The sequence below is a fragment of the Umezawaea sp. genome, assembly GCF_057122925.1.
This window is the reverse complement of the sequence record NZ_DBNGPQ010000037.1, coordinates 1-21,179: the sequence shown is the minus strand read 5'-3', so window position 1 is coordinate 21,179 and position 21,179 is coordinate 1. Positions and strand designations below refer to the sequence as shown.

Here is a 21,179-nt window from a genome sequence, read left to right as displayed (position 1 = left end):
CCGGTCAGCAGCTTGCGGTACCTCGTGTGGTCCGGCGCGTCCATCGAGATGAACATGCCGGGGGACGCGGCGGGGCGCCGGAGCGGCTGGCCGTCGCCGCGGACGATGAGGGGGTGGTGCAGTTCCGCCCGCGAGCTGAACCGGCGGTCGGCCATGACCTCTCGGGTCAGTTCGTGACCCGTGATGAGCCAGCCGAGGTGCCCGTCGGGGAACTGGAGCCGGTTGATCGGCGACTCCTCGCGGAGCTCCCGCAGCTCGGTGGGCGGGTCGAAGGGGTTGTCCCGAGTCATGGGCAGCCCCGTGGAGATCGTTCCGGTCATCGTGCACACCTCCCAGTGCGTTAACGGACCTGGTTCAGAAGCTACAGAAGATTTACGACTATGTGAAGAACATTGTTTTCAAATGAGTCGAAGGTGTGGCCACGACGCCAGGTCGCCGCGCAGCCTGCGGTCGTGGGTCGCCACGACGACCGCCGCCGAGGTCACCAGCAGCGCCTCGGTCAGCTCGTCGACCAGCGTGATCGACAGGTGGTTCGTCGGCTCGTCGAGCAGGAGCACGTGCGGGGAGCCGAGCAGCAGCAGCGCCAGCGACAGCCGCCTGCGCTGCCCGGTCGACAGCCGCCCGACCGGTCGGGTCAGGTCGACGTCGGGCAGCAGGCCCAGGTCGCGCAGCGGCTCGGGGTCCCGCACCAGCCGGGCCGGGCTCAGCGCCGGGTCGGGGAAGTCCGACTCCTGCGACAGCAGCCCGATCCGGGTCCTGGCGCCGTGCCGGACCACGCCGGTCGCCGGGGCCAGCCGCCCGGCGAGGACGGCGAGCAGCGTCGACTTGCCCGTCCCGTTCTCACCGGAGACCACCAGCCTGCCCCCCGCCGCCACCGCCAGGTCGGGGTGCGGGCGCAGCCTGCCCGGCACGGTGACGCCGGACGCGCCCAGCAGCACCTCGTCCGGACCCGCCGCGAGGTCGGGGCCGGAGAACCGGAGCGGCTCCGGCGGCTTCGGCACCCGCTGCCCGGTCAGCTCGTCCAGCCTCCGGGCGACGTTGCGCATCCGGCTCGGCGCGCGGGTCGCGCGCTTGTGCTTCCCGGCTCCCTTGGGAGGCCGCCAGGACGTGATCAGCCGCGCCTCGGCCGCCGCGACCTCCTCGCGGAGTTCGGCGTCCCTCGCGGACTCCAGGGCGTACCGCTGCTCCCACCGCGCGCGCTCGGCCGCCTTCGCCGCCTTGAACGCGGAGTAGCCGCCACCGTGCAGCACGACCTCGCCGTCGGCGTTCGGGTCCAGGTCGAGCAGCGCCGTGCACACCTCGTCCAGCAGCGTCCGGTCGTGGCTGACCAGCACCACCACGCCCCGGTGCTCGCGCAGCCGCGCGGTCAGGTAGTCCATCCCCGACGCGTCGAGGTGGTTCGTCGGCTCGTCGAGCAGCAGGACGTCCGCGCGCTCGGCGAGCACGCAGGCCAGGCGCACCCGGTACCGCTGCCCGACGGACAGCTCGGCCAGCCGCCGGGACCGGTCGGCGGGCGCGCCGAGCGCCGCGAGCGCCAGGTCGGCCCGCCGCTCGGCGTCCCACGCCTCCAGGCGCTCGGCCTCGGCCAGCGCCCCGGCGTAGCGGTCGTCCGCGCCGGGCTCGTCCCCGGCCAGCGCCGAGGCCGCGGCGTCGACCTCCGCCAGGGCGGCCCGCGCGGCGGCCAGCGCGCGGTCGACGATCGTGCCGACGGTGTCGTCGTCGGCGAACGGGAGTTCCTGGTCGGCCGTGGCGACCGAGCCGTGGCGGGTCACCGAGCCGGTGTCCGGGTCCAGGTCGCCCGCGAGCAGGCGGAGCAGGGTCGACTTGCCCCTGCCGTTCTCACCGATCACGCCGACGCGCTGACCGGCGGACGCGGTGAGCGAGACGCCGGACAGGACCGGTCGTGCTTCGAAGCCCTTGGTCAGGTCGTCGGCCCGCAGGTGGGCGTGGCGGGTTGGTTGCGGCACTGTGCGCACAGGTCACCTCTTGACGGCGGGAACGCGCGCCTGCGGAGGAGAGCGGGCGCGTTCCACTGGTTCTGGTGCTCGAGCCGGGACGGCGAGCGTTTTCGGGCACGTCGAGGACAGCGGCGTGCGAGCGCACGCCGAGCCGTGGCCGAACTCAGAGGTAGAACACGCCGAAGGGGGGAACCATGGTCCCGACGATAGGGAGGGACCCCGGAGCCCGCCACCGAATTACCCGGCGAGCACGCCCGCCACCGCCGCGCGGATCGCGTGCCGAAGCTGGGCGCGGCTCTCGGGCGTGCCCGGTACCGGCGCGGTGGCCGCGCCGCCGCCCGCCAGCCGGTCGAACAGCAGTCCGTCGACGAACGCCACCACCGCGCGGCCGTCCCGGTCGGGGTCGGCGGACCCCGCCAGCGCCATCAGCGCGCGGGCCTGGGCCCGTGGCCGGTCGCCGTGGGCGAGGATCGTGCGCAGCTCGGGGTGGTGGGTGGCCTCCAGCAGGCAGGCGAACCTGGCCAGCGACCTCGACCGCCCCGCGGTGAGCCAGTGGTCCAGCAGCGCGGCGATGCCGTCCGCGAGCTGGTCGAGGTCCGGTGGGCCGTCGTGCGCGGCGGGGTTGAGCCGGTTCGCGTCGATCTCGGCCGCCTCGACGTCCGCCAGCCGCTGGACCAGCCCTTCCACCAGCGCCTTGCGGGTGCGGAAGTACGCCGACGTCGACCCCTGCGGCACGCCCGCCCTGGTGTCGACGGCGCGGTGGGTCAGCCCGCGCATCCCGTGGTCCGCCACGACCTCGATGGCCGCGTCGGCGAGCTGGGAGATGCGGTCGGTCACGTCGCCACCCCTTTCTACAGCTGTAGTATGACGGATCTACACCTGTAGAAAGGGGTCGACGTGCGCGGAACGGCGGTCGTGGTCGGAGGTGGTCTCGGCGGACTGACCGCGGCGGTGGCGCTGCGGAGCGTCGGCTGGGAGGTGGTGGTGCTCGAACGGGCACCCGAGTTCGGCGAGGTCGGCGCGGGCATCGGCGTGATGCCGAACGCGATGCGCGCGCTCGACGCGCTGGGCCTCGGCGAGGCCGTGCGCGAGCACGGCACCCCGCGCCTGCCGGGCGGAGTCCGGGACCACCGGGGTCGCGCGCTCGGCCACCTGGACGCCGACGAGCTGGAACGCGGCGGCAGGCTGGTCGCGATCCACCGGGCCGACCTGCACCGGGTGCTGCGCTCCGCGCTGCCCGCGGACAGCCTCGTCACCTCGGCCGACGTCGTGGAGGTCGAGCCGGAGGTGCGCTACCTGGTCGACGGCGAGCCCGTGGTGCTGGAGGCGGACCTGGTGGTCGCGGCGGACGGCATCGGCAGCCGCGTCCGGTCCCGGCTGTGGCCGGACGCGCCGGCGCCGGTCTACGCGGGGACGACGGCGTGGCGCGCGGTCGTGGACTTCACCGGGCCGCTGGAGATCGGCCAGACCCTCGGGCCGGGCACGGAGTTCGGCGTCCTGCCGCTCGCCGCCGGGCGGGTCTACTGGTACGCCGCGACCCTGTCGGCCCCTGGGCTGCGGGCCGACGACGAGCTGGCCGAGGTGCGGGCGCTGGTCGACGGCTGGCACGAGCCGATCCCCGCGCTGCTGGCCGCGACCGACCCGAGGGCGGTGCTGCGCCACGACGTCCACGAGCTGGCGAGCCCGCTGCCGGGGTACGCGCGCGGCCGGGTCGCGCTGCTGGGCGACGCGGCGCACGCCATGACGCCGTTCCTCGGGCAGGGCGCGTGCCAGGCGGTCGAGGACGGCGTGGTGCTGGCGGCGGCCTGCTCGGACGGAGCGAGCGTGGCCGAGGCGCTGGCGCGGTACGACCGCGAGCGCAGGCCGCGCACGCAGGCCGTGGCCAGGGCGTCGCGGCTCGTGGGGCGGGTCGGGCTCGGCCTGCGCAACCCGGTCGCCATCGGGGTGCGGAACGCGCTGATGCGGTCCGTCCCGGCCAAGGCGGCCGTGTCCGGGATGACCCGGTTCAGCGGTTGGCGACCGCCAGCGCTCTCGGCACGACCGGTGGGGGACCCACCAGCTTGATCGCGAGCAGCGCCAGCCCGGCGCCGACCACCGCGCCGACCAGGAACCCGGCCACCACGTCGTGCGGGTAGTGCACCCCGACGAACACCCTGGAGAACGCCATCAGCATCGCCAGTGGGATGACCAGCGGCGCGATCCGCCCCCAGACCACCGTCAGCACGACCGCGCACGAGGCCGCGATCGTGGCGTGGTTGCTGGGGAACGACCAGTCGCCGATGGTCGGGCACTCGGCGATGGGCACCGCGCCCGCGACCGCCCGGCAGGGCCGTTCCTCCTGGATGAACGACTTGACCACCTCGCTCACCGCGTAGGCGCCGATGACCGCCAGCGGCGCCACCAGTGCGAGGCGGTGGTTCGGCGTGCCCCGGTGGCGCCAGCCGTTCCACCCGAACAGGGCCGCGAAGACCAGCAGACCCGCGTCGGTGCCGAAGTCGGCGAACGAGTGCACCCATTCGGGGGTGGACTGGGCGAAGCGCGTGATGAGCAGGTACAGCTCGGCACTGGATTTGATCATTGTGGGTCGAGTATGCCGGGCGGTGAACGTCGGATGAACGCGGGGGGCATCGCTTGACAAGGTGAATTCGTCACCGGATCGACTGCACATTCGATGTGATCTTGGCCACTGGTAACCGGTGCGCGTCCAAGCCGTAACGATTGTGACACCACTCGTCCTCGCAGCTCTGATCACCCGGTTGTCGGATCAAGCACTTACGGTGTCGACGCCTGGTGCCTCGTCGGCGCAACTCGGTGACCGGCACGGCGGTGCACCGACCACGAAAGTGCAATTACGGTGTCCCGCCATGGCCCCCCTCCCCACGTGTCCGGAAGACGTGATGCCGCTGCCTCCGTCACTCGTCGAGAACGCGGTCGCCCCACCGCCCGCCGAGATCGACATCGCGGAAGCGGACGCGTTCATCCGGCTGCACCACGAGGAAAACCATGACCTGGGGCCGGTGGAGGACCGTCTCGCCGAAGTCCACGCGGAGATAGCGGCGACCGGCACGTACCGGCACACCTCGACAGAGTTGACCTTCGGCGCCAGGGTTGCCTGGCGCAACAGCGCCCGCTGCATCGGCAGGCTCTACTGGCGCAGCCTCAAGGTGCGCGACCTGCGTGATCTCCGCGACCCCAAGGAGGTGGCGGACGAGTGCGTCGAGCACCTCCGGATCGCCACCAACGCGGGGAAGATCCGCCCGGTGATGTCCGTGTTCGCCCCCGACGAGCCCGGCCACTCCGGTCCCCGCATCCGCAACGAGCAGCTCATCCGGTACGCCGCCTACCGCGGTCCGGACGGCGGCGTCCTCGGCGACCGCCGGAACCTCGAACTCACCGACCACGCGATCACCCGCGGCTGGCAGCCGCCGCGGACCAGGGGGCCGTTCGACGTCCTGCCGGTGCTCGTGGAGACCGCCGACGCCGACACGGCGATGGTGGACCTCCCGCCGGACGCCGTGCTGGAGGTACCGCTGAGCCACCCCGAACTGCCGTGGCTGGCCAAGCTCGGCCTGCGGTGGCACGCCGTGCCCGTCATCAGCAACATGCGGATGCGGATCGGCGGCATCGACTACCCGTCGGCGCCGTTCAACGGGTGGTACATGGGCACCGAGATCGGCGCCCGCAACCTCGCCGACAACGACCGCTACGACCTGCTGCCCTACCTGGGCAAGAGGATGGGGCTCGACACCTCCTCCGAGCAGACGCTCTGGCGCGACCGCGCGCTGGTCGAGCTGAACCGGGCGGTCCTGCACTCGTTCGCCGAGGCGGGCGTGACGATCACCGACCACCACACCGAGTCGCAGCGCTTCCTCACCCACGTGCAGAAGGAGGAGGAGGCGGGCCGCACCTGCCCCGCCGACTGGTCGTGGATCGTCCCTCCGATGTCGGGCTCGCTGACCCCGGTGTTCCACCGGTACTACGACAAGGAGGAGAGGGTGCCCAACTTCTTCCCCGGCGGCACCACGGGCGTCTGCCCCGTCATCCACTAGCGGTTCGTGGCGCGCGGGTCCCGCAGCCGCTGCGGGACCCCGCGCGCCACGGTGCCGTCGCAGGGGTGGAGCGGCTCCGAGGAGTCGCGGCGGCCTCCGCGACGCGCGGACCGGCACGCCCCGGCCCCGCCCGGTCGACGGCGTGGCGGCACGAGGGCCCTCGTCCGGGGATTAATCCGTACGGGCGTACGGCGATCACGGTTAAGAGTCTCCTGTGGTCTAGATCACCTTTCGGCGGCTAGGGTGACCAGGTGTGAGAGTCGGCATTCCCGCGGAGACGCGGCCCGCCGAGCGCCGGGTGGCGTGCGTTCCGGACACGGTGCGCACCCTGGTCGGCGCGGGTCTTGCCGTGGACGTCCAATCGGGCGCAGGCACGCACGCGCACGCCGCCGACGCGGCGTACCGGGCGGCAGGCGCGCAGGTCGTCGGGCACGACCCGGTCGGCGAAGTGGAAGTCGTCCTGTCCGTCCAACCACTGGAGATCGCCAGGGCGCGGAAGCTGCGCCCCGGCGACGTGACGATCAGCCTGCTGTCCCCGTCGACCGAACTCGACCTGGTGCGGGTGCTGGCGGAGCGCCGGGTGACCTCGTTCAGCCTCGACCTGCTGCCGAGGGTCACCAGGGCGCAGGGTGCTGACGCCCTGTCGTCGCAGGCGCTCGTGGCCGGGTACCGCGCGGTGCTCGTGGCGGCGGAGCGGCTGCCGCGGTTCCTGCCCATGTTCACCACGGCGGCGGGCACCGTGCCGCCCGCGAAGGTGCTCGTGCTCGGCGCGGGCGTGGCGGGCTTGCAGGCCATCGCCACCGCCCGCAGGCTCGGGGCCGTCGTGGAGGCCTACGACGTGCGCGCGGCGGCGGCCGAGGAGGTGCGCAGCCTCGGCGCGCGCTTCGTGGAGCTGCCGCTGGAGGCGCAGACCGGCGTGTACGCGGCCGAGCAGTCGGAGACGTTCCTGGAGCGCCAGCGGGACCTGATCGCGGAGCGGGTCGCCGCCTCCGACGTGGTGATCACCACCGCCGCGATCCCCGGCAGGGCGGCCCCGGTGCTCGTCACCACCGACATGCTCAAGGCGATGGCGCCCGGCTCGGTCGTCGTGGACCTCGCCGCCGAGTCCGGCGGCAACTGCACCGCCTCGGTGGCGGGCGAGGAGGTCTGGGTCGGCGAGGTGCTCGTGCACGGCGCGCGCAACATGCCCAGCGGGATGCCGGTGCACGCCAGCAAGCTCTACGCGCGCAACGTCGCGAACCTGCTGCTGATGATGGTGCGGGACGGCGTCGTCGAGCCGGACCTGACCGACGAGGTGCTCTCCGGGTGCTGCCTGACGCACGCGGGCGAGGTGCGGCACGAGCCGACCAGGGGGCTGCTGTGATCGACCTGCTCACGATCTTCGTGCTGGCGGCGTTCGTGGGGTTCGAGGTGGTCTCGAAGGTCTCCACGATCCTGCACACGCCGCTGATGTCGGGCGCCAACGCCATCCACGGCGTGATCCTGGTCGGCGCCGTCCTCATCACCGGCGCCGCCGAGAGCGGCGTGCAGGTCGTGCTGGGCCTGCTCGCGGTGTTCCTCGCGACCGTCAACGTCGTCGGCGGCTTCGTCGTCACCGACCGGATGCTGGAGATGTTCAAGGGGCACAAGCGATGAGCGTCCAGCTGGCCTACCTCGTCGCCGCGCTGTGCTTCCTGCTGGCGCTCAAGGGGCTGAGCACGCCGCGCTTCGCCCGCGCGGGCAACCTGCTCGGCGCGGCGGGAATGGCCCTCGCCGTCGTCACGGCGTTCCTGCACGGTGCCGTCCACAACGGGCCGTGGATCCTCGTCGCCATCGCGCTGGGCACGGTCGTCGGCATCCCCGCGGCGCGGTCGGTGAAGATGACCGCCATCCCGCAGATGGTGGCCCTGTTCAACGGGGTCGGCGGCGCGGCGGCGGCGCTGGTGGCGCTGGCCGAGTTCCACGACGGGGGCGAGCTGCTGTTCCGCGTCGCCACCGTGCTGACGGTCCTGATCGGCGCGGTCAGCTTCTCCGGCAGCCTCGTCACGTTCGCGAAGCTCCAGGAGATCATGACCACCCGCCCGGTCGTGCTGCCCGCGGGCCGGGTGCTGAGCATCGGGGTCGTCGTCGTCAGCCTGGGGCTCGCGGTGGCCGTGCTCGTCACGTCGTCCACCGCGCTGCTGGTCGCGCTGACGGTCGCCGGGCTGCTGCTGGGCATCGCCTTCGTGCTGCCGGTCGGCGGCGCGGACGTGCCGATCGCCATCTCGCTGCTCAACGCGTTCACCGGCCTCGCCGTGGCCGCGTCCGGCTACGTGCTGGCGAACACCCTGCTGATCGTCGCGGGCACGCTCGTCGGCGCGTCCGGCACCCTGCTGACCCGGATGATGGCGCAGGCCATGGGCAGGCCGCTGGGGAACATCCTGTTCGGGGCGTTCACCGCGACCGTCGCCCGAGCGCACGGCGAGGAGTCGCGGACCGTCCGCTCCGGCACCGTCGAGGACGTCGCGATCCTGCTGGGCTACGCCCACTCCATCGTCATCGTGCCGGGCTACGGCCTCGCCGTGGCCCAGGCCCAGCACGCCGCGCGGGAACTGGTGACGCTGCTGGAGAACCGGGGGATCTCCGTCAGCTACGGCATCCACCCGGTCGCGGGCCGGATGCCGGGCCACATGAACGTGCTGCTGGCCGAGGCCGACGTGCCCTACGAGCAGCTCAGGGAGCTCGACGACGTGAACCCCGGCATGACGAGCACGGACGTCGCCCTCGTGGTCGGCGCCAACGACGTCGTCAACCCCGGTGCGCGCGACGACCCCGCCAGCCCCATCTTCGGCATGCCGATCTTCGACGTCGACCGCGCGCGGGCCGTGGTGTTCATGAAGCGCTCCATGCGGCCGGGCTTCGCGGGCATCGACAACGAGCTGCTCTACAACACGAAGACCACCATGCTGTTCGGCGACGCCAAGGAGTCGCTCACCAAGCTGCTCGCGGCCGTGAAGCAGCTCTGAGGAGAGGTCCCGGTCCTAGTTCCGCCCGAACAGGCCGGTGACCTCCTCGGGGGTCAGGGGAGGGGCGAAGAACTCGCCCTGGGCGGCGTCCGCGCCGATCCCCGCCCACCAGGCGGCCTCGTCCTCGCTCGCCACCCCGGTGGCCACCACCGCCACGCCCGCCTGGTGCACGACCGCCACGAGCGCCGTCATCGCGTTGTGCAGCACGGAGTCGCGGTCCGGCCCGGCGGCCAGCCTGCGCACGTCCGCGTCCGCGATGGTGACCGACCCGATCGGCAGCTCGGTCAGCAGCGCGAGTTCGTCCTGGCCGCCGTGGAAGGCGTTGAGGCCGGTGGTGATGCCGGCGTCGGCCAGCACCCGCACGTTGTCGTCGCCGCCCCCGGTGAGCACCGCGCGGGTGTTCACCGAGATCCGCATTTCGGACACCGGCAGCCCCGTCTCGTCCAGCGTCCGCTTCACCGCGCCCACGAGGTCCTCGTCGCGCGACTGCATCGGGCCCAGCGACACGTGCAGCGGCACGGCGGCCAGGGCCGCGTCCTCGCGCCACCGGGCCACCAGCTCACCCGCGTGGCGCAGCACCCACTGCCCGACCGGCAGCGACAGACCGGTCTCCTCCGCCAGTTCGAGGCACTGGCGGTGCCCCCGAGTGCCCCAGCGCAGCTGCGCGGCCACGCCGACGACCGTGCGGTCGGCCAGCGCGACGACGGGCTGGAAGTCGACCTCGATCTCGCCGTTCTCCAGCGCGCCGGGCATCGACGCGGCCACGTCGGCCCACGTCCGGTGCCGCGAGTCCTCGTGCGGGTCGTAGGGCAGCCACTGCCGCTTGCCCTTCGCCTTCGCCCGGTGCAGCGTCGTGTTCGCCGCGCGCAGCAGCTCGCCGACGGACCAGTCGCGCGACGGGCGGTCCAGCACGCCGATGGTGGCGGTGAGCGCGACGCCGCGGTCGTCGATGAACACCGGCTCCGCCAGCTCGTCGTTGATCATGTCGATCATCGTGGTGACACCGGGCGTGGTCGCCGAGTTGTCGACCACGATGGCGAACTCGTCGCCGCCGATCCGCGCCACCACGGTCTCCTCGCCCTCGACGACGGCGGCCAGCCGGTGCGCGGTCTGCTTGAGCAGCCGGTCACCGGCCGCGTGGCCGAGGCCGTTGTTGATCAATGAGAACGAGTCCAGGTCGAGGTGGTAGAGCGTGATCCCGCGCTCGGAGCGGTTGTGCACCGCTTCGAGCTGGGTGATGAAGTGCTGCCGGTTCGACAGGCCGGTGAGGGAGTCGTGCAGCAGCAGGAAGTCCAGGTTCTTCCGCATCAGGTGCAGTTCGCTGACGTCCTCGACCATCGTCACGTGGTAGGCGGGCTCGCCGTCGGCGTCGCGCAGCAGCGAGACGGCCAGGAGCACCCACGCGGGCTCGCCGTCGGCCCTGATCAGCCTGCGCTGCTCGCGGAAGCGGTCCACCACGCCCTCGCTCACCCGGCGGTAGGACCCGATCAGCAGCTCGGCGTCCTCCGGGTGGAAGCGCGCGGGCAGCGACCGGCCGATCAGGGAGCGGTCACCGCCCAGGATGGTCGCCATGGCGTCGTTCGCCTCGACGACGGTGCCGTCCAGCCCGGTGATCACGATGCCCACCGCGGAGGAGTCGAACACCTCGCGGAACCGGGCCTCGCTCAGTTCGAGCGTGCGCTCGACGCCCCGCTTCGCCCGGAGGAGCGCCCACTTGATCTCCTCCTGCTGGTCGAGCGCGTCGAGCCGCAGCGCGGTCGCGTACCGCGCGCCGACGGTGCCGAGGATCGCGACGACCTTCTCCGCCCGCCGGTCGACGCCGCCCAGCTCCGGGCTGAACAGCAGCGCGCGGCCGAGGACCTCCACGGTGCGCTGCAACGTGTGCCTGCCGGTGAAGTGGGCCGCCACCATCCTGTCGCCGACGACCGCGACGGGCGCCGCGGTGAACGGCTCGGCCTGGAGGGCGTCCACGACCACGTCCACCAGGTCGAGCAGGTACAGCTCGATCTCGGTGGAGGACATCGGCACGTACGTCGTGGAGTAGACGGCCTCCACCCACTCGCGGGCCAGTTCCTGCCGACGGGTCCTGGGCGGTGGCTCCTGCGCTGTCATGCTCCTCGTCCTCGTGCTGCCAGGGGGTGCGCGCGTCACCCCTCGCGGCCGACGCGCGCGTAGAGCCCGGCCCTCGTCGGGTCGTCGTCGGCGACCCTCTCCGGCCGCCACAGCGGCAGCGGCACGACGCCGGGGTCGACCACGTCGAACCCGGCGAACAGACCGCTGATCCCCGCGTGGGAGCGCGGGAACACGGGGTGGGAGCTCCTGCTCACGACCTCGACGATCCCGGCCATCTCCTCGGGCTGCAAGTCCGCCGTCGCGTGCGACACCGCGAGGATGCTCCCACCGGCGACCGCGTCGCGGTAGACGCCGAGCACGCCGTGCGGGTCGCCCTCGGGCGGCACGAGGTGCAGCACGCCGACCGCGAGCAGCCCGAGCGGCTCGGCGGGGTCCAGCAGGCCGGTGGCGGGCGCCGCCGCGAGCCGCCGAGCGGGTAGTCGTGGAGGCGGGCGGCGCTGGGGAGACCGGGATCGGCGCCCGCCGGTACCCGGTTCGCCAGTTCCACCGCGCGCCTCCCCGGAGCGGTCGAGGCCGTTGGAGCTACCGAGTGCGGGTGCCGTTCCCGCTCCGGAGGGCCGGTGTCGACAGGGCGCAGGCGACCGCGACCACCGCCAGCACGGCGAACGTCGTCCGCAGCGCCTGACCGCCCCCGGTGTGCAGCACGTACGTGCTGATCGCGATGCCCAGCGCCGTGCCGAGGCCCCTGGTCGTGTTCACCAGCCCACCGCCCAGCCCGGCCCGGCCCGGCGGGAGCGCGGCCATCACCCCCGCGTTGTTGGCGGGCGTGAACACGCCGAGCCCGAAACCCAGCAGCGCCAGCGCGGGCACGAGCGCGGCGGGCGCGACGGCGGGCAGGAGCGCCGCCGCGGCGGCCAGCCACGCCCCCACCCGCGCGGACGTCCACGAGCGGGGGAGCAGCCGCTGGCCGAGCGTCGCCGCGACCGCGAACCCCGCGGGCAGCGCGGTGAGCGCCAGGCCGGTCGCCAGCGGCGACCCGGTGGCGGCGAACGGCACCGCGACGAGCGGCCCGAAGAGCACGAGGTAGCCGCAGAGCGCGCCGAACAGCCCCCGGCCGACCGGCGCGGTGCGCAGCAGCGCGAGGTCCAGCAGCGGCACGGCCACCCGCCGCTCCCACCACCACAGCAGCACCCCGGCGGCCACCGCGCCCGCCAGCAGCGGCAGCACCGGCACGGCCAGCCCCGACGCCCCCGACAGGGCCAGCAGCGCGGCCGTCGTGGTCGCGGCCAGCAGGAGCGTGCCGAGCAGGTCGAACCGGGAGCGCTCGGCGCGGTCGACCGTGCGCGGCAGCAGGTAGTGGCCCGCCACCATCGCGACCACACCGATCGGCACGTTGATCGCGAACACCGACCGCCAGCCCAGCGCCGCCACGAGCACGCCGCCGACCGTCGGCCCCAGCGCCAGCCCGAGCGCCTGCGCCGCCGCCTGCACGCCCAGCGCCGTCCGCATCCGCTCGCGCGGCACGCTCGCCACGACCAGCGCCACGCTGTTCGCCTGGAGCATCGCGGCGCCGAGGCCCTGCACGACCCGGAACACGACCAGCGCCGCCAGGTCCGGCGCGAGGGCGCAGCCGACCGAGGCCGCGGTGAACACGGCGAACCCGTAGACGTAGACGAGCTTGCGGCCGAGCACGTCCGCCAGCCCGCCGACGGCGGCCAGCAGCGCGACCAGCGCCAGCAGGTAGGACAGCGACACCCACTCGACGGCGGCGGGCGAGACGTCGAAGTGCGTGGCGAGCGGCGGGAGGGCGAGCGTGACGATGCTCGCGTCGAACTGGCCCATGAACGCGCCGAAGCAGACCGTCCCGATCACCAGCCAGGGCGCGCCCACCCAGGTCGCGACCCGTCGCGGACGAGGCGACTCCGCGACGAACCACCGCCACCCGCGCGCAGACTGATCCATCTGCTTCCGATCATATCGGAGTCAGAGCTATCGCGGTCAGTAACCTGCACCGCATGTCAGATGAGGCCCGGACGCTCACCGACGTGGTGACCCGGCTGCGCAGGGCGTTGCGGACGAGCATCAGGTCGGACTGGCCGTGGGAATCGCTGCCCATGGCCCAGATCGAGCTGCTCCAGACGCTCGCCGAACGGCCGCCCATGCGGGTGGGCGACCTGGCGGCCGAGCTGCGCCTCGCGCCCAACACGGTCAGCGGGCTCGTCGGCCAGCTCATCGAGTCCGGCCTCGTGTCCCGCGCGGGCGACCCGACCGACCGCCGCGTGGCCAGGCTGTCGGTGACCGAGCAGGGCCACGAGCAGCTCGCCGTGTGGCAGAGCGCGCACGAGAAGCGCATCGGCGACGCGCTGGACAAGCTCGACGAGGGCGAGCGCGCCGACGTGGTCCGCGCGCTGACCGCGCTCGACCACCTGGTGGACCACCTGCGCTGAAACCACCCCTACCCGATTCCTGGGGTGCTCCGGCGCAGGCTAGGGGATGTCCTCGGCGCTCTTCGCGTCGACAGTGGACGGAGTCACTTCCTCAGGTCTCGGGGAGAACCGCCATGAGCGAACTGCTGGACACCACCCGCACCATCACCTACTGGCCCGCCGTGGGGGAGATCGCCGCGCTGTACGGGGAGTGGAACGCCGCGCTCGCCACCGGGGACCCGCACAAGGTCGCCGACCGGTACACGCCGGACGCCGTGCTGCTGCCCACGCTGTCGAACGAGGTCCGCACGGACCGCGCGGGCATCGTGGACTACTTCGCGCGGTTCCAGGAGCTGCGGCCCCTCGGCGTCGTGCTGAAGTCGTACGTGCGCGTGCTCCGCTCGACGGAGGCCATCGACTCGGGCATCTGCCGCTTCACGCTGAAGAGGAACGGCGGCACCGAGCACGTCGACGCCCGCTACACGTTCGTCTACGAGAAGATCGACGGCAGGTGGATGATCGTGACCCACCACTCCTCGGAGCTGCCCGAGAAGGCCTGACCGTTCGGGAGGACCGCGCTTGACCCGACTCCTCGGAGCCGTCGCGTGCGGCGGTGTCCTCGGCGCGCTGGCCCGCTACGGGCTCGGCGTGGTCCTCCCGCACGGCCCGTGGACGACCCTGGCCGTCAACGTGTCGGGCTGCTTCCTCATCGGCGTGCTCGCCGCCGTCACCGACGCGCCCCTGCCGAGGGCGTTCCTCGGCACCGGGTTCCTCGGCGGGTACACGACGTTCTCCACCTACGTCGTCGACCTCCAGCGGTTCCTCGACGACGGGCGGCCCTCGGTCGCCCTGCTCTACCTCTTCGGCACGCTGCTGCCCGCCGTGGTGGCCGTGTCCGCGGGCTCCGCGCTGGCCAGGCGGGTGCGCGGGTGACGGCGCTGCTGGTCGCCGCGGGCGCCGCCGCGGGTGCGCCGCTGCGCTACCTGGTGGGCCGTGCCTTCCCCGGTCCGCGCGGGACCCTGCTCGTCAACGTCGCGGGCTCGCTGCTGCTCGGGTTCCTGATCGCGCTGCCCGCGAGCGGCACCGCGCTGGCCGTGCTGGGCACGGGGTTCTGCGGCGCCCTGACGACCTACTCGACGTTCAGCCTGGACACGCTGGTGCTGTTCGAGGCGGGCGAGCGCCGTGCCGCGCTGCGCAACGTCGTGGTCTCGCTCGTGCTCGGTCTCGCCGCCGCCTACGCCGGTTTGGGCCTGGCGGCTCTGCTCCGTTAGCCCGACCGGCGCAACTCCCTCACGAGAACATCACGAATCGAACCGGGCGGGGTCCCGCGGCGAATCCACCTCGGCGCTCGCTCGTTGATCGGACGAGCCCGCTCCAGGGGGTGCACTCGGCGGCTGATGGGGCCACCACCCTCTGCGGTGGCTCCACCAGTCCGACCCGGTCAATGCGTTGGTCCACTTGGCTCAATGATAGTTACGACATTTCTTGGCTAACGCCGGGGGCCGGGTGGAAGATTAGATTGTCAGACGAAAGGCGTTTGATTATGACTCAGACGGTGCAATAGGTGCACGCACCGTGTTCGACCGTGAAGACCCAGCTCCCTGCCCTGGAGCGAGGCTTCGCGGGCGGGATGTGATAACGGTGTCATCCGCTGACAGCGTTATTGTTTCCGGTCCACGCAACCGGATTCCGCATTGCTGATCTCGTGAGTTCTTTAACAAACCACATCGGGCTGTCGAGGCCACCACCCCTCTGCGGTGGCCTCGACAGCCCTTTTTCTCACGCTGGGACCGGCGCGTCCTTCAGCCTGCTCAGCACCTCGGGCAGCTCGTCGGTGTGCACGACACCGAGCCGCTGCGTGGCGCGGGTCAGACCGACGTAGAGGTCGCTGGCACCGCGCGGCGACTCGGCGAGGATCCCGGCCGGGTCGACGACCACGACCGCGTCGAACTCCAGGCCCTTCGCGTCCAGGACGCTGAGCACCACGGCCCGCGAGTCCAGGGCCGAGGACTGGTTGCCGACGGCCGAGCCGGGCACGCCCGCCGTGACGGCGTCGCCCAGTTCGGCCAGCCTGGCCAGCGGCACGATCACCGCGAGCTTGCCCTCACCGATCTCGGCGGACTCGCGCGCGACCAGCGCGGGCAGGTCGGCCACCAGGTCGTCCACCCGCGCGTGCCACGGCTCGACACCGCTGTCGCGCACCGACGTCGGCGGCACGAGGTCCGGGTCGACGCTCGCCAGGACGTCGGCGGCGACGGCCATGATCTCCGACGGGGTGCGGTAGTTGACGGTCAGCTCGGTGAGCTTCCAGCGGTCCATCACGTACGGCGACAGGACCTGGCTCCACGAGGTCGCGCCCGCGATGTCGCCGGTCTGGGCGATGTCGCCCACGACGGTCATCGACTTGCTGGGGCAGCGGCGCATCAGCGTGCGCCACGCCATCGCCGACAGCTCCTGCGCCTCGTCGATGATGATGTGCCCGAACGTCCACGTCCGGTCGGCCGCCGCGCGCTCGGCCGCGGTCTCGTAGGTCTCGCCGCCGTGCCGCTCGGCCAGCCGGTAGGCGTCCATCAGGTCCTGCGCCATCAGGATCTCGGGGTCGGCGTCGTCCTCCAGGTCGAGGATGTCCAGCACGCCCTGCGCGTAGTCGACCGCCTGCCTGCGCTGGCGCTCCGCCTTCGCCTTGGCGTCCGCGTCGTCCTCGCCGAGCAGCTCGGCGGCCTCGTCCAGCAGCGGCACGTCGGCGGGGGTCCACTCGGCGTCCGCGGGGCGCAGCAGCAGCGCCCGGTCCTCCTTGCTCATCCGCGGCGCGGCGGCCGACAGCCGCTTCGCCGAGGAGAACAGGTCGCTGAGCAGCTGCTGCGGGGTGAGCGTCGGCCACAGCTCGGCCAGCGCCCGCTGCACGTTCTCGTCCTCGCGCAGCTCGCGGCGGATCTCGTCGATGTCGTCGGCGTCGAGCAGGTGCCTGCCGAGCTTGTTGACGGCCTGGTTCGCCATCGTGGAGATCATCTCGCGGACGAACGTGCGCCTGGCCTCGTTGTGCGGCCTGCGGGTGCGCCTCGCCCGGCCGCGGGCCTCGGTGATCGCCCGCCGGTCGATGCGCAGGGTGTCCTGCTCGAACGGGATCTCGACCAGACCGGGCGCCTCCTGCCGGTCCTTGATCGCGTGCGCGACGACGTCCGCCATCTGGAGGCGGCCCTTGATCGCGGCCACCTCGACGGGCTCGCGGCCGACGGCGGTCAGACCGGGGTACAGCTCGCCCACGGTCGACAGCAGCACGCCGGTCTCGCCGAGCGACGGCAGCACCTGGCCGATGTAGCGCAGGAACGTCGCGTTCGGCCCGACCACGAGCACGCCGCGCTTCGCGAGCTGCCTGCGGTGCGTGTACAGCAGGTACGCGGCGCGGTGCAGCGCGACGGCCGTCTTGCCGGTGCCGGGGCCGCCCTGCACGACGACGACGCCGTTCAGCTCGGTGCGGATGATCCGGTCCTGCTCGGCCTGGATGGTCGCGACGATGTCGCTCATCTGCCCGGTGCGGTTCGCGTTCACCGCGGCGAGCAGCGTCGCCTCGCCGGTCAGGCCCTCGTTGCGGCTCGGCTCGGTCGAGTTGATGTCCAGGACCTCGTCGTCGTACGCCACGACGGTGCGCTGCTTGGTGCGCATGTGCCTGCGCCTGCGCACGCCGTCCGGCGACGCGGCGGTCGCCAGGTAGAACGGCCGCGCCGCCGGGGCGCGCCAGTCCATCAGGAGCGGCTCGTACTCCTTGTCCTCGTCGAACAGGCCGATGCGGCCGATGTAGAACCGCTCGCCCTCGTGGAAGTCCAGCCTGCCGAAGCAGAGACCGTTCTCCACCGCGCTGTACTGGGCGAGCTGGTCCGAGTACATGGCGACGGAGGTGTCCCGCTCCGAGCGCATCTGGTGCGTGCCACCGGTTTGCCGCAGCGCGCCCGCCAGTCGCTTCGAGCTCTGCTCGCGGAGGTCGTCCAGCCTGCCGTAGAGCATCGACACGTACTCCTGCTCCGAGGAGATTTCCCGGAGCCGGAGGTCATCGGAGGGGCTTGACAACGTGCCTCATTTCTCGTTACCGTCCTCTGTGGTCAGGTTTTTGCCTGACTATTCTGCGTGCCCCCAGAGTGCGCGCGCAGAACATCTAATCTACACCCCAGAACACCACTTCAGCGCGGCGCCTCGTGGTGCGCGCACGCCTCCGGCAACAGCTCAGCCAACTGGTCCCGCTCGGCCGCTGTCAATCCCCCGAACAGCAGGCCGACCCCGCTCACCGCCGTGCTGACGCGCCCCACCCGCCCGGAAAGCCGGAGCCCCCGGTGGCCGGGGTGCCTCCGCAGCCGCTCCACGCTCATGGTCACCCATCTTAGGAACCACCCGTCATCGGATGTCGCAGCCGTTGCCGACCCGAGTGGACCGGGCCAGGATGCCCAGATGCGCCAAGACCCGATCGCCGTGCTGGGCATGGGAGCCATGGGCCTGCCGATGGCCCGCAACCTCGCCCGCGCGGGCTTCCCGGTGACCGTCTGGAACCGCACGCCCGGCCGCGACGGCGAAGCCAGGAGCGCCGGGGCCGTCGCCGCCGCCACCCCCGCCGAGGCCGCGCTGCCCGTCGTGCTCACGGTCCTGCCGGACCTCCCCGAGGTGGTCGAGGTCCTCGCGGGTGAGGACGGGCTCCTCGCGGGCTGGCGGAGGGCGGGCGTCGACCGGCCGCTGCTGGTCGTGATGGGCACCGTGTCGCCCGCCGCGATCCGCGACCTCGGCGACCGGCTGCCCGACGTCCGGCTGGTCGACGCGCCGGTCAGCGGCGGCGACGTCGGGGCGGACGCGGCGACGCTGAGCATCATGGTCGGCGGCCACGCCGACGACGTGCTGCGGCTGCGGCCGTACTTCGCCGTGCTCGGCACGACCGTCCGCCACCTCGGCCCGCTCGGCGCGGGCCAGCTGGCCAAGGCGTGCAACCAGATCGTCGTCGCGGCCACGCTCACCGCCGTGTCCGAGGCGCTCGCGCTGGCCGTCAAGGGCGGGCTCGACCCGGCCGTCGTCGTGGAGGTCCTCCAGGGCGGGCTCGCGGGCAGCCGGGTGCTCGACGTGAAGAAGGACAGGTGGCTCTCGCACGACTTCACCCCCGGCGGTCGCGCGGTGAACCAGCTGAAGGACCTGGTGTTCGCGGTCGAGGCGGGCCGCGAGGTCGGCGTGCCGCTACCGGTGACGGCCACCGTCGAGCAGATGTACTCGGCGATGTGCGCACTCGGGTTCGGCGACGACGACCACAGCGGCGTCTACCAGGTCTACGAGACGCTGTCGGACAAGGCGTCCGCCAGGTAGTCGCCGATGGCCGCCATGCCGTTCCGGTTCGGGTGCAGGGGAGCGGCGACCGTCGTCGGCACCAGGCCCTCGAACCAGCGGTCGGCGACCGGCGCGCACACGTCGTGGCCCACGCTCGGCGGCGCGATGTCCACGAAGGTCGCCCCGTGCGCCCGCGCCTCGGCCGCGAACGCGGCGTTCAGCCGGTTGATGCTCGCCTGGATGTAGTCGGAGTCGCGGCCCCACAGCGGCTGCGCCGGGTAGCACCCGCCGGGCCGGATGTACGTGCCGTACCCGACGACCACGATCTTCGCCAGGGGCGACCGCGCGTGGATGCCGTCCAGCACGGCGGCGAACTCCGGCGCGAACGCGTCCACCTTCGCCGCGAGCTGGTCGACGCCGCCCGCGGTCAGCCGCGCCTCGCACGAGACGCCGACGGGCTCGGGCAGCAGGTTGACGCACCCGAGCGCCGCGCCGACCAGGCCGATGTCGTTGCCGCCGATGGTCACCGACACCAGGTCGGTCGTCGGGGTGAGCGCGTCGAACTGCGGCGGCACCGCGCCCAGGAACGTCGTCTGGCTGCCCTCGAAGTCGTCCGCGACGGCCGCCGAGCACGTGACGTCGCGGAACTGCCCGACGCCGAGGGACGACGCCAGCACGCTCGGCCAGTTCCGCGACGACCGCAGGCAGCCGGGGTGCACCAGGTCCTGGTCGGGGATCAGCGGCCCGGCCGCCGCCGAGTCGCCGAGGGCGACGTACTCGGTGAAGCGCGGCGCGGCGGACGCCGTGCCGGTCACCGCTGTGATCGACAACGCCGCCAACAGCACTGGTAGCAGCCTGCGCATGGTCATCTCCTGAGTGTCACGGACTGGCTTGGATGACATGATGTGGGTTGTTGCCGCTCGCCGCCGCTGGGAGTTCACGCAAACCCCGATCGAGGTACTTGTGACGGATCACAAGCTCACCGTGAACGGTCGTCCGCTGCACGAACAACTCGTGCGCGCCCGGTCCATCGCCCGCGACCTGGTGGCCCGGTTCGTCGCCGAGATCCCGCTCTACCAGTCCCTGCCGCGCGAGGAGCTGGACGGCGACATCACCCGCATCACCGCCACCAACCTGCGGATCGTGGAGCGGATGCTGCGCACCGGCGTCCCGCCCACCGAGGCCGACCTCGGCGACCTCGCCGCGTCCGCAGCCCGCCGCGCCGCCGAGGGCGTGCCGCTCGGCGCCGTCCTCACCGCGTACAGCCTCGGCGTCCGCGCCCTGTGGCACGCGCTGCTCGACGACGCGCGCCCCGACGACCTCGCCGACGTGCTGACGGCCACCGACCTGGTGTTCCGGTTCCAGCAGACCGCCACCTCGGTCGTCGCCACCGCCTACGCCGAGGAGCAGCAGACGATCTTCGGCCACGAACGGGACGCCCGCCACGCCCTGGTCACGGCACTGCTGGCGGGCGACCCCGTCGCCGACCGCGTCCTGGACCGGTACGCCGTGGTCGTCCTGTCCCTCGGCGACCGTCCCGACGAGGGCGTCGACGCCGCGATCTCCGCGCGGCGCGCGCTGCGGCGGGTGCAGGACGAGCTGCACAACGCCCCGCACCTGCTGGACGTCCACGGCGGCGTCGTCCTGCTGCCCGCCGACCACCCGGTGCCCGCGCTGGTCGAGCGACTCGGTGCCGCGGCCGGGGTCGCGGTCACCGCCGCCTTCGCCGTCGCCGACACCGCCGACCTCCCGTCGGCGCACCGGCAGACCCGCGACGTGCTCGACACCGCGCTCCGCCTCGGCCGCCCGCCGGGGGCGTACCGGCTGGAGGACGTGCTGCTGGAGTACCAGCTTGGCCGGACCACCCCCGCCACCACCGCGCTGGCCGCCCTGCTGGACCCCCTGTCGGACAACCCGGACCTGCTGCCGACGCTGGAGCTGTACCTGGCGGAAGACCTGAACCGCCGCCGCACCGCGGCCCGCCTGCACCTGCACCCGAACACCGTCGACTACCGGCTGCGGAGGGTGGTCGCGCTGACCGGCCTCGACCCGGCCCGGCCTGCCGACCTCCAGCACATCGGGGCGGCTTTGGCGGCTCGGAGGGTGTTGGGGGCGGGTGGGTAGGCGGGGCTGTCGGGGGGTGGTCGGGTAGGTGGTCGACGGGTTTGTGGTCGACGGGTTTGTGGTCGGGCGGGTGGTCGGCGCGGTTGTGGTCGGGTGGGTGGTCGGCTGGGTTGGTGAACGGTCCGGTCGTGGCGGTGTTGGCGGCTGTTGACGCGGGGTAGGCGCTGGTTGTGGCCGGGCCGTTCACCGGGCTCGGCGTCGCTGTGCGTCGGGTGGTCGGGCCGTTCATCGGGCTTGGCATCACCGTGCGGTGTGTGGGTGGGCCGTTCA

Annotated in this window: 20 protein-coding genes and 1 pseudogene; 11 read left to right on the top strand and 10 right to left on the bottom strand. The window is 72.8% G+C overall.

The features are described 5' to 3' along the window. From AC156L_RS05745 to AC156L_RS05735, 3 genes and pseudogenes are all read right to left on the bottom strand, one after another. Positions 1 to 320 (bottom strand): annotated as a pseudogene (locus tag AC156L_RS05745) (cytochrome P450); the annotation flags it as partial. Positions 321 to 398: 78 nt separating this feature from the next. Further along, positions 399 to 1,976: an ATP-binding cassette domain-containing protein gene (locus tag AC156L_RS05740; RefSeq protein WP_330876205.1), complete on the bottom strand. Its 1,578-nt coding sequence runs from the start codon at positions 1,974 to 1,976 to the stop codon at positions 399 to 401. A gap of 219 nt (positions 1,977 to 2,195) precedes the next feature. Further along, positions 2,196 to 2,795 (bottom strand): TetR/AcrR family transcriptional regulator, encoded by a 600-nt coding sequence (locus tag AC156L_RS05735; protein WP_330876204.1) that lies wholly within the window; start codon positions 2,793 to 2,795, stop codon positions 2,196 to 2,198. A 60-nt stretch (positions 2,796 to 2,855) separates the two neighbouring features. On the opposite strand from AC156L_RS05735, the gene AC156L_RS05730 reads away from it, so the two are divergent. Beyond that, a complete protein-coding gene (locus AC156L_RS05730) occupies positions 2,856 to 4,022 on the top strand; it encodes an FAD-dependent monooxygenase (protein ID WP_330876203.1) in 1,167 nt (388 codons plus the stop codon). Here the strand turns inward: AC156L_RS05730 and AC156L_RS05725 are convergent. Next, positions 3,964 to 4,536, bottom strand: a complete 573-nt coding sequence (locus tag AC156L_RS05725; RefSeq protein ID WP_330876202.1) for a phosphatase PAP2 family protein — start codon at positions 4,534 to 4,536, stop codon at positions 3,964 to 3,966. The two genes, AC156L_RS05730 and AC156L_RS05725, sit on opposite strands and share 59 nt — an antisense overlap. Positions 4,537 to 4,855: 319 nt before the next feature. Between AC156L_RS05725 and AC156L_RS05720 the strand changes: the two genes are divergently transcribed. The 4 genes from AC156L_RS05720 (at position 4,856) to AC156L_RS05705 (ending at position 8,991) form a co-directional block, all read left to right on the top strand. Then, the gene (locus AC156L_RS05720) at positions 4,856 to 6,007 is read left to right on the top strand and encodes a nitric oxide synthase oxygenase (protein ID WP_484406651.1); all 1,152 of its coding nucleotides are present in this window, start codon (positions 4,856 to 4,858) and stop codon (positions 6,005 to 6,007) included. Positions 6,008 to 6,260: 253 nt separating this feature from the next. Further along, positions 6,261 to 7,370, top strand: coding sequence for an NAD(P) transhydrogenase subunit alpha (locus tag AC156L_RS05715; RefSeq protein WP_330876200.1), 1,110 nt, complete (start codon positions 6,261 to 6,263; stop codon positions 7,368 to 7,370). Beyond that, the gene (locus tag AC156L_RS05710) at positions 7,367 to 7,642 is read left to right on the top strand and encodes an NAD(P) transhydrogenase subunit alpha part 2 (protein ID WP_330876199.1); all 276 of its coding nucleotides are present in this window, start codon (positions 7,367 to 7,369) and stop codon (positions 7,640 to 7,642) included. Before AC156L_RS05715 ends, AC156L_RS05710 begins: the two co-directional genes overlap by 4 nt. Beyond that, positions 7,639 to 8,991 carry an NAD(P)(+) transhydrogenase (Re/Si-specific) subunit beta gene (locus AC156L_RS05705; protein WP_330876198.1) on the top strand — a complete coding sequence of 451 codons (1,353 nt, stop codon included), beginning with the start codon at positions 7,639 to 7,641 and terminating at the stop codon, positions 8,989 to 8,991. Before AC156L_RS05710 ends, AC156L_RS05705 begins: the two co-directional genes overlap by 4 nt. Before the next feature lie 15 nt (positions 8,992 to 9,006). On the opposite strand, the gene AC156L_RS05700 is transcribed toward AC156L_RS05705, so the two are convergent. The 3 genes from AC156L_RS05700 to AC156L_RS05690 form a co-directional block, all read right to left on the bottom strand. Next, positions 9,007 to 11,103, bottom strand: coding sequence for a putative bifunctional diguanylate cyclase/phosphodiesterase (locus tag AC156L_RS05700; RefSeq protein ID WP_330876197.1), 2,097 nt, complete (start codon positions 11,101 to 11,103; stop codon positions 9,007 to 9,009). A gap of 35 nt (positions 11,104 to 11,138) precedes the next feature. Further along, positions 11,139 to 11,477 (bottom strand): SAM-dependent methyltransferase, encoded by a 339-nt coding sequence (locus tag AC156L_RS05695; protein ID WP_414719891.1) that lies wholly within the window; start codon positions 11,475 to 11,477, stop codon positions 11,139 to 11,141. A gap of 169 nt (positions 11,478 to 11,646) precedes the next feature. Further along, positions 11,647 to 13,026, bottom strand: a complete 1,380-nt coding sequence (locus AC156L_RS05690) for an MFS transporter (protein WP_330876196.1) — start codon at positions 13,024 to 13,026, stop codon at positions 11,647 to 11,649. 53 nt (positions 13,027 to 13,079) lie between these two features. Here AC156L_RS05690 and AC156L_RS05685 point away from each other — a divergent pair, with 53 nt between their 5' ends. The 4 genes from AC156L_RS05685 (at position 13,080) to AC156L_RS05670 (ending at position 14,761) form a co-directional block, all read left to right on the top strand. Beyond that, entirely contained in the window at positions 13,080 to 13,511 is a 432-nt protein-coding gene (locus tag AC156L_RS05685; protein WP_330876195.1) for a MarR family winged helix-turn-helix transcriptional regulator, read from the top strand. A gap of 113 nt (positions 13,512 to 13,624) precedes the next feature. Beyond that, on the top strand, positions 13,625 to 14,050 hold the full coding sequence (locus AC156L_RS05680) for an SgcJ/EcaC family oxidoreductase (RefSeq protein ID WP_330876194.1): 426 nt from the start codon (positions 13,625 to 13,627) through the stop codon (positions 14,048 to 14,050). 19 nt (positions 14,051 to 14,069) lie between these two features. After that, complete coding sequence (locus AC156L_RS05675) at positions 14,070 to 14,423, top strand: fluoride efflux transporter FluC (protein ID WP_330876193.1); 354 nt, start codon at positions 14,070 to 14,072, stop codon at positions 14,421 to 14,423. Next, positions 14,420 to 14,761 (top strand): fluoride efflux transporter FluC, encoded by a 342-nt coding sequence (locus AC156L_RS05670; protein ID WP_330876192.1) that lies wholly within the window; start codon positions 14,420 to 14,422, stop codon positions 14,759 to 14,761. Before AC156L_RS05675 ends, AC156L_RS05670 begins: the two co-directional genes overlap by 4 nt. A gap of 508 nt (positions 14,762 to 15,269) precedes the next feature. Here the strand turns inward: AC156L_RS05670 and AC156L_RS05665 are convergent. Both AC156L_RS05665 and AC156L_RS05660 read right to left on the bottom strand, forming a co-directional pair. Then, positions 15,270 to 17,555 (bottom strand): HelD family protein, encoded by a 2,286-nt coding sequence (locus AC156L_RS05665; protein ID WP_330876191.1) that lies wholly within the window; start codon positions 17,553 to 17,555, stop codon positions 15,270 to 15,272. A 110-nt stretch (positions 17,556 to 17,665) separates the two neighbouring features. Beyond that, positions 17,666 to 17,851, bottom strand: a complete 186-nt coding sequence (locus tag AC156L_RS05660) for a hypothetical protein (protein ID WP_330876190.1) — start codon at positions 17,849 to 17,851, stop codon at positions 17,666 to 17,668. 79 nt (positions 17,852 to 17,930) lie between these two features. On the opposite strand from AC156L_RS05660, the gene AC156L_RS05655 reads away from it, so the two are divergent. After that, on the top strand, positions 17,931 to 18,824 hold the full coding sequence (locus AC156L_RS05655; protein ID WP_330876189.1) for an NAD(P)-dependent oxidoreductase: 894 nt from the start codon (positions 17,931 to 17,933) through the stop codon (positions 18,822 to 18,824). On the opposite strand, the gene AC156L_RS05650 is transcribed toward AC156L_RS05655, so the two are convergent. Then, entirely contained in the window at positions 18,788 to 19,654 is an 867-nt protein-coding gene (locus AC156L_RS05650; protein WP_330876188.1) for an SGNH/GDSL hydrolase family protein, read from the bottom strand. The genes AC156L_RS05655 and AC156L_RS05650 overlap by 37 nt on opposite strands. A 94-nt stretch (positions 19,655 to 19,748) precedes the next feature. Between AC156L_RS05650 and AC156L_RS05645 the strand changes: the two genes are divergently transcribed. Further along, positions 19,749 to 20,909 (top strand): PucR family transcriptional regulator, encoded by a 1,161-nt coding sequence (locus AC156L_RS05645; RefSeq protein WP_330876187.1) that lies wholly within the window; start codon positions 19,749 to 19,751, stop codon positions 20,907 to 20,909. Positions 20,910 to 21,179 lie beyond the last annotated feature (270 nt).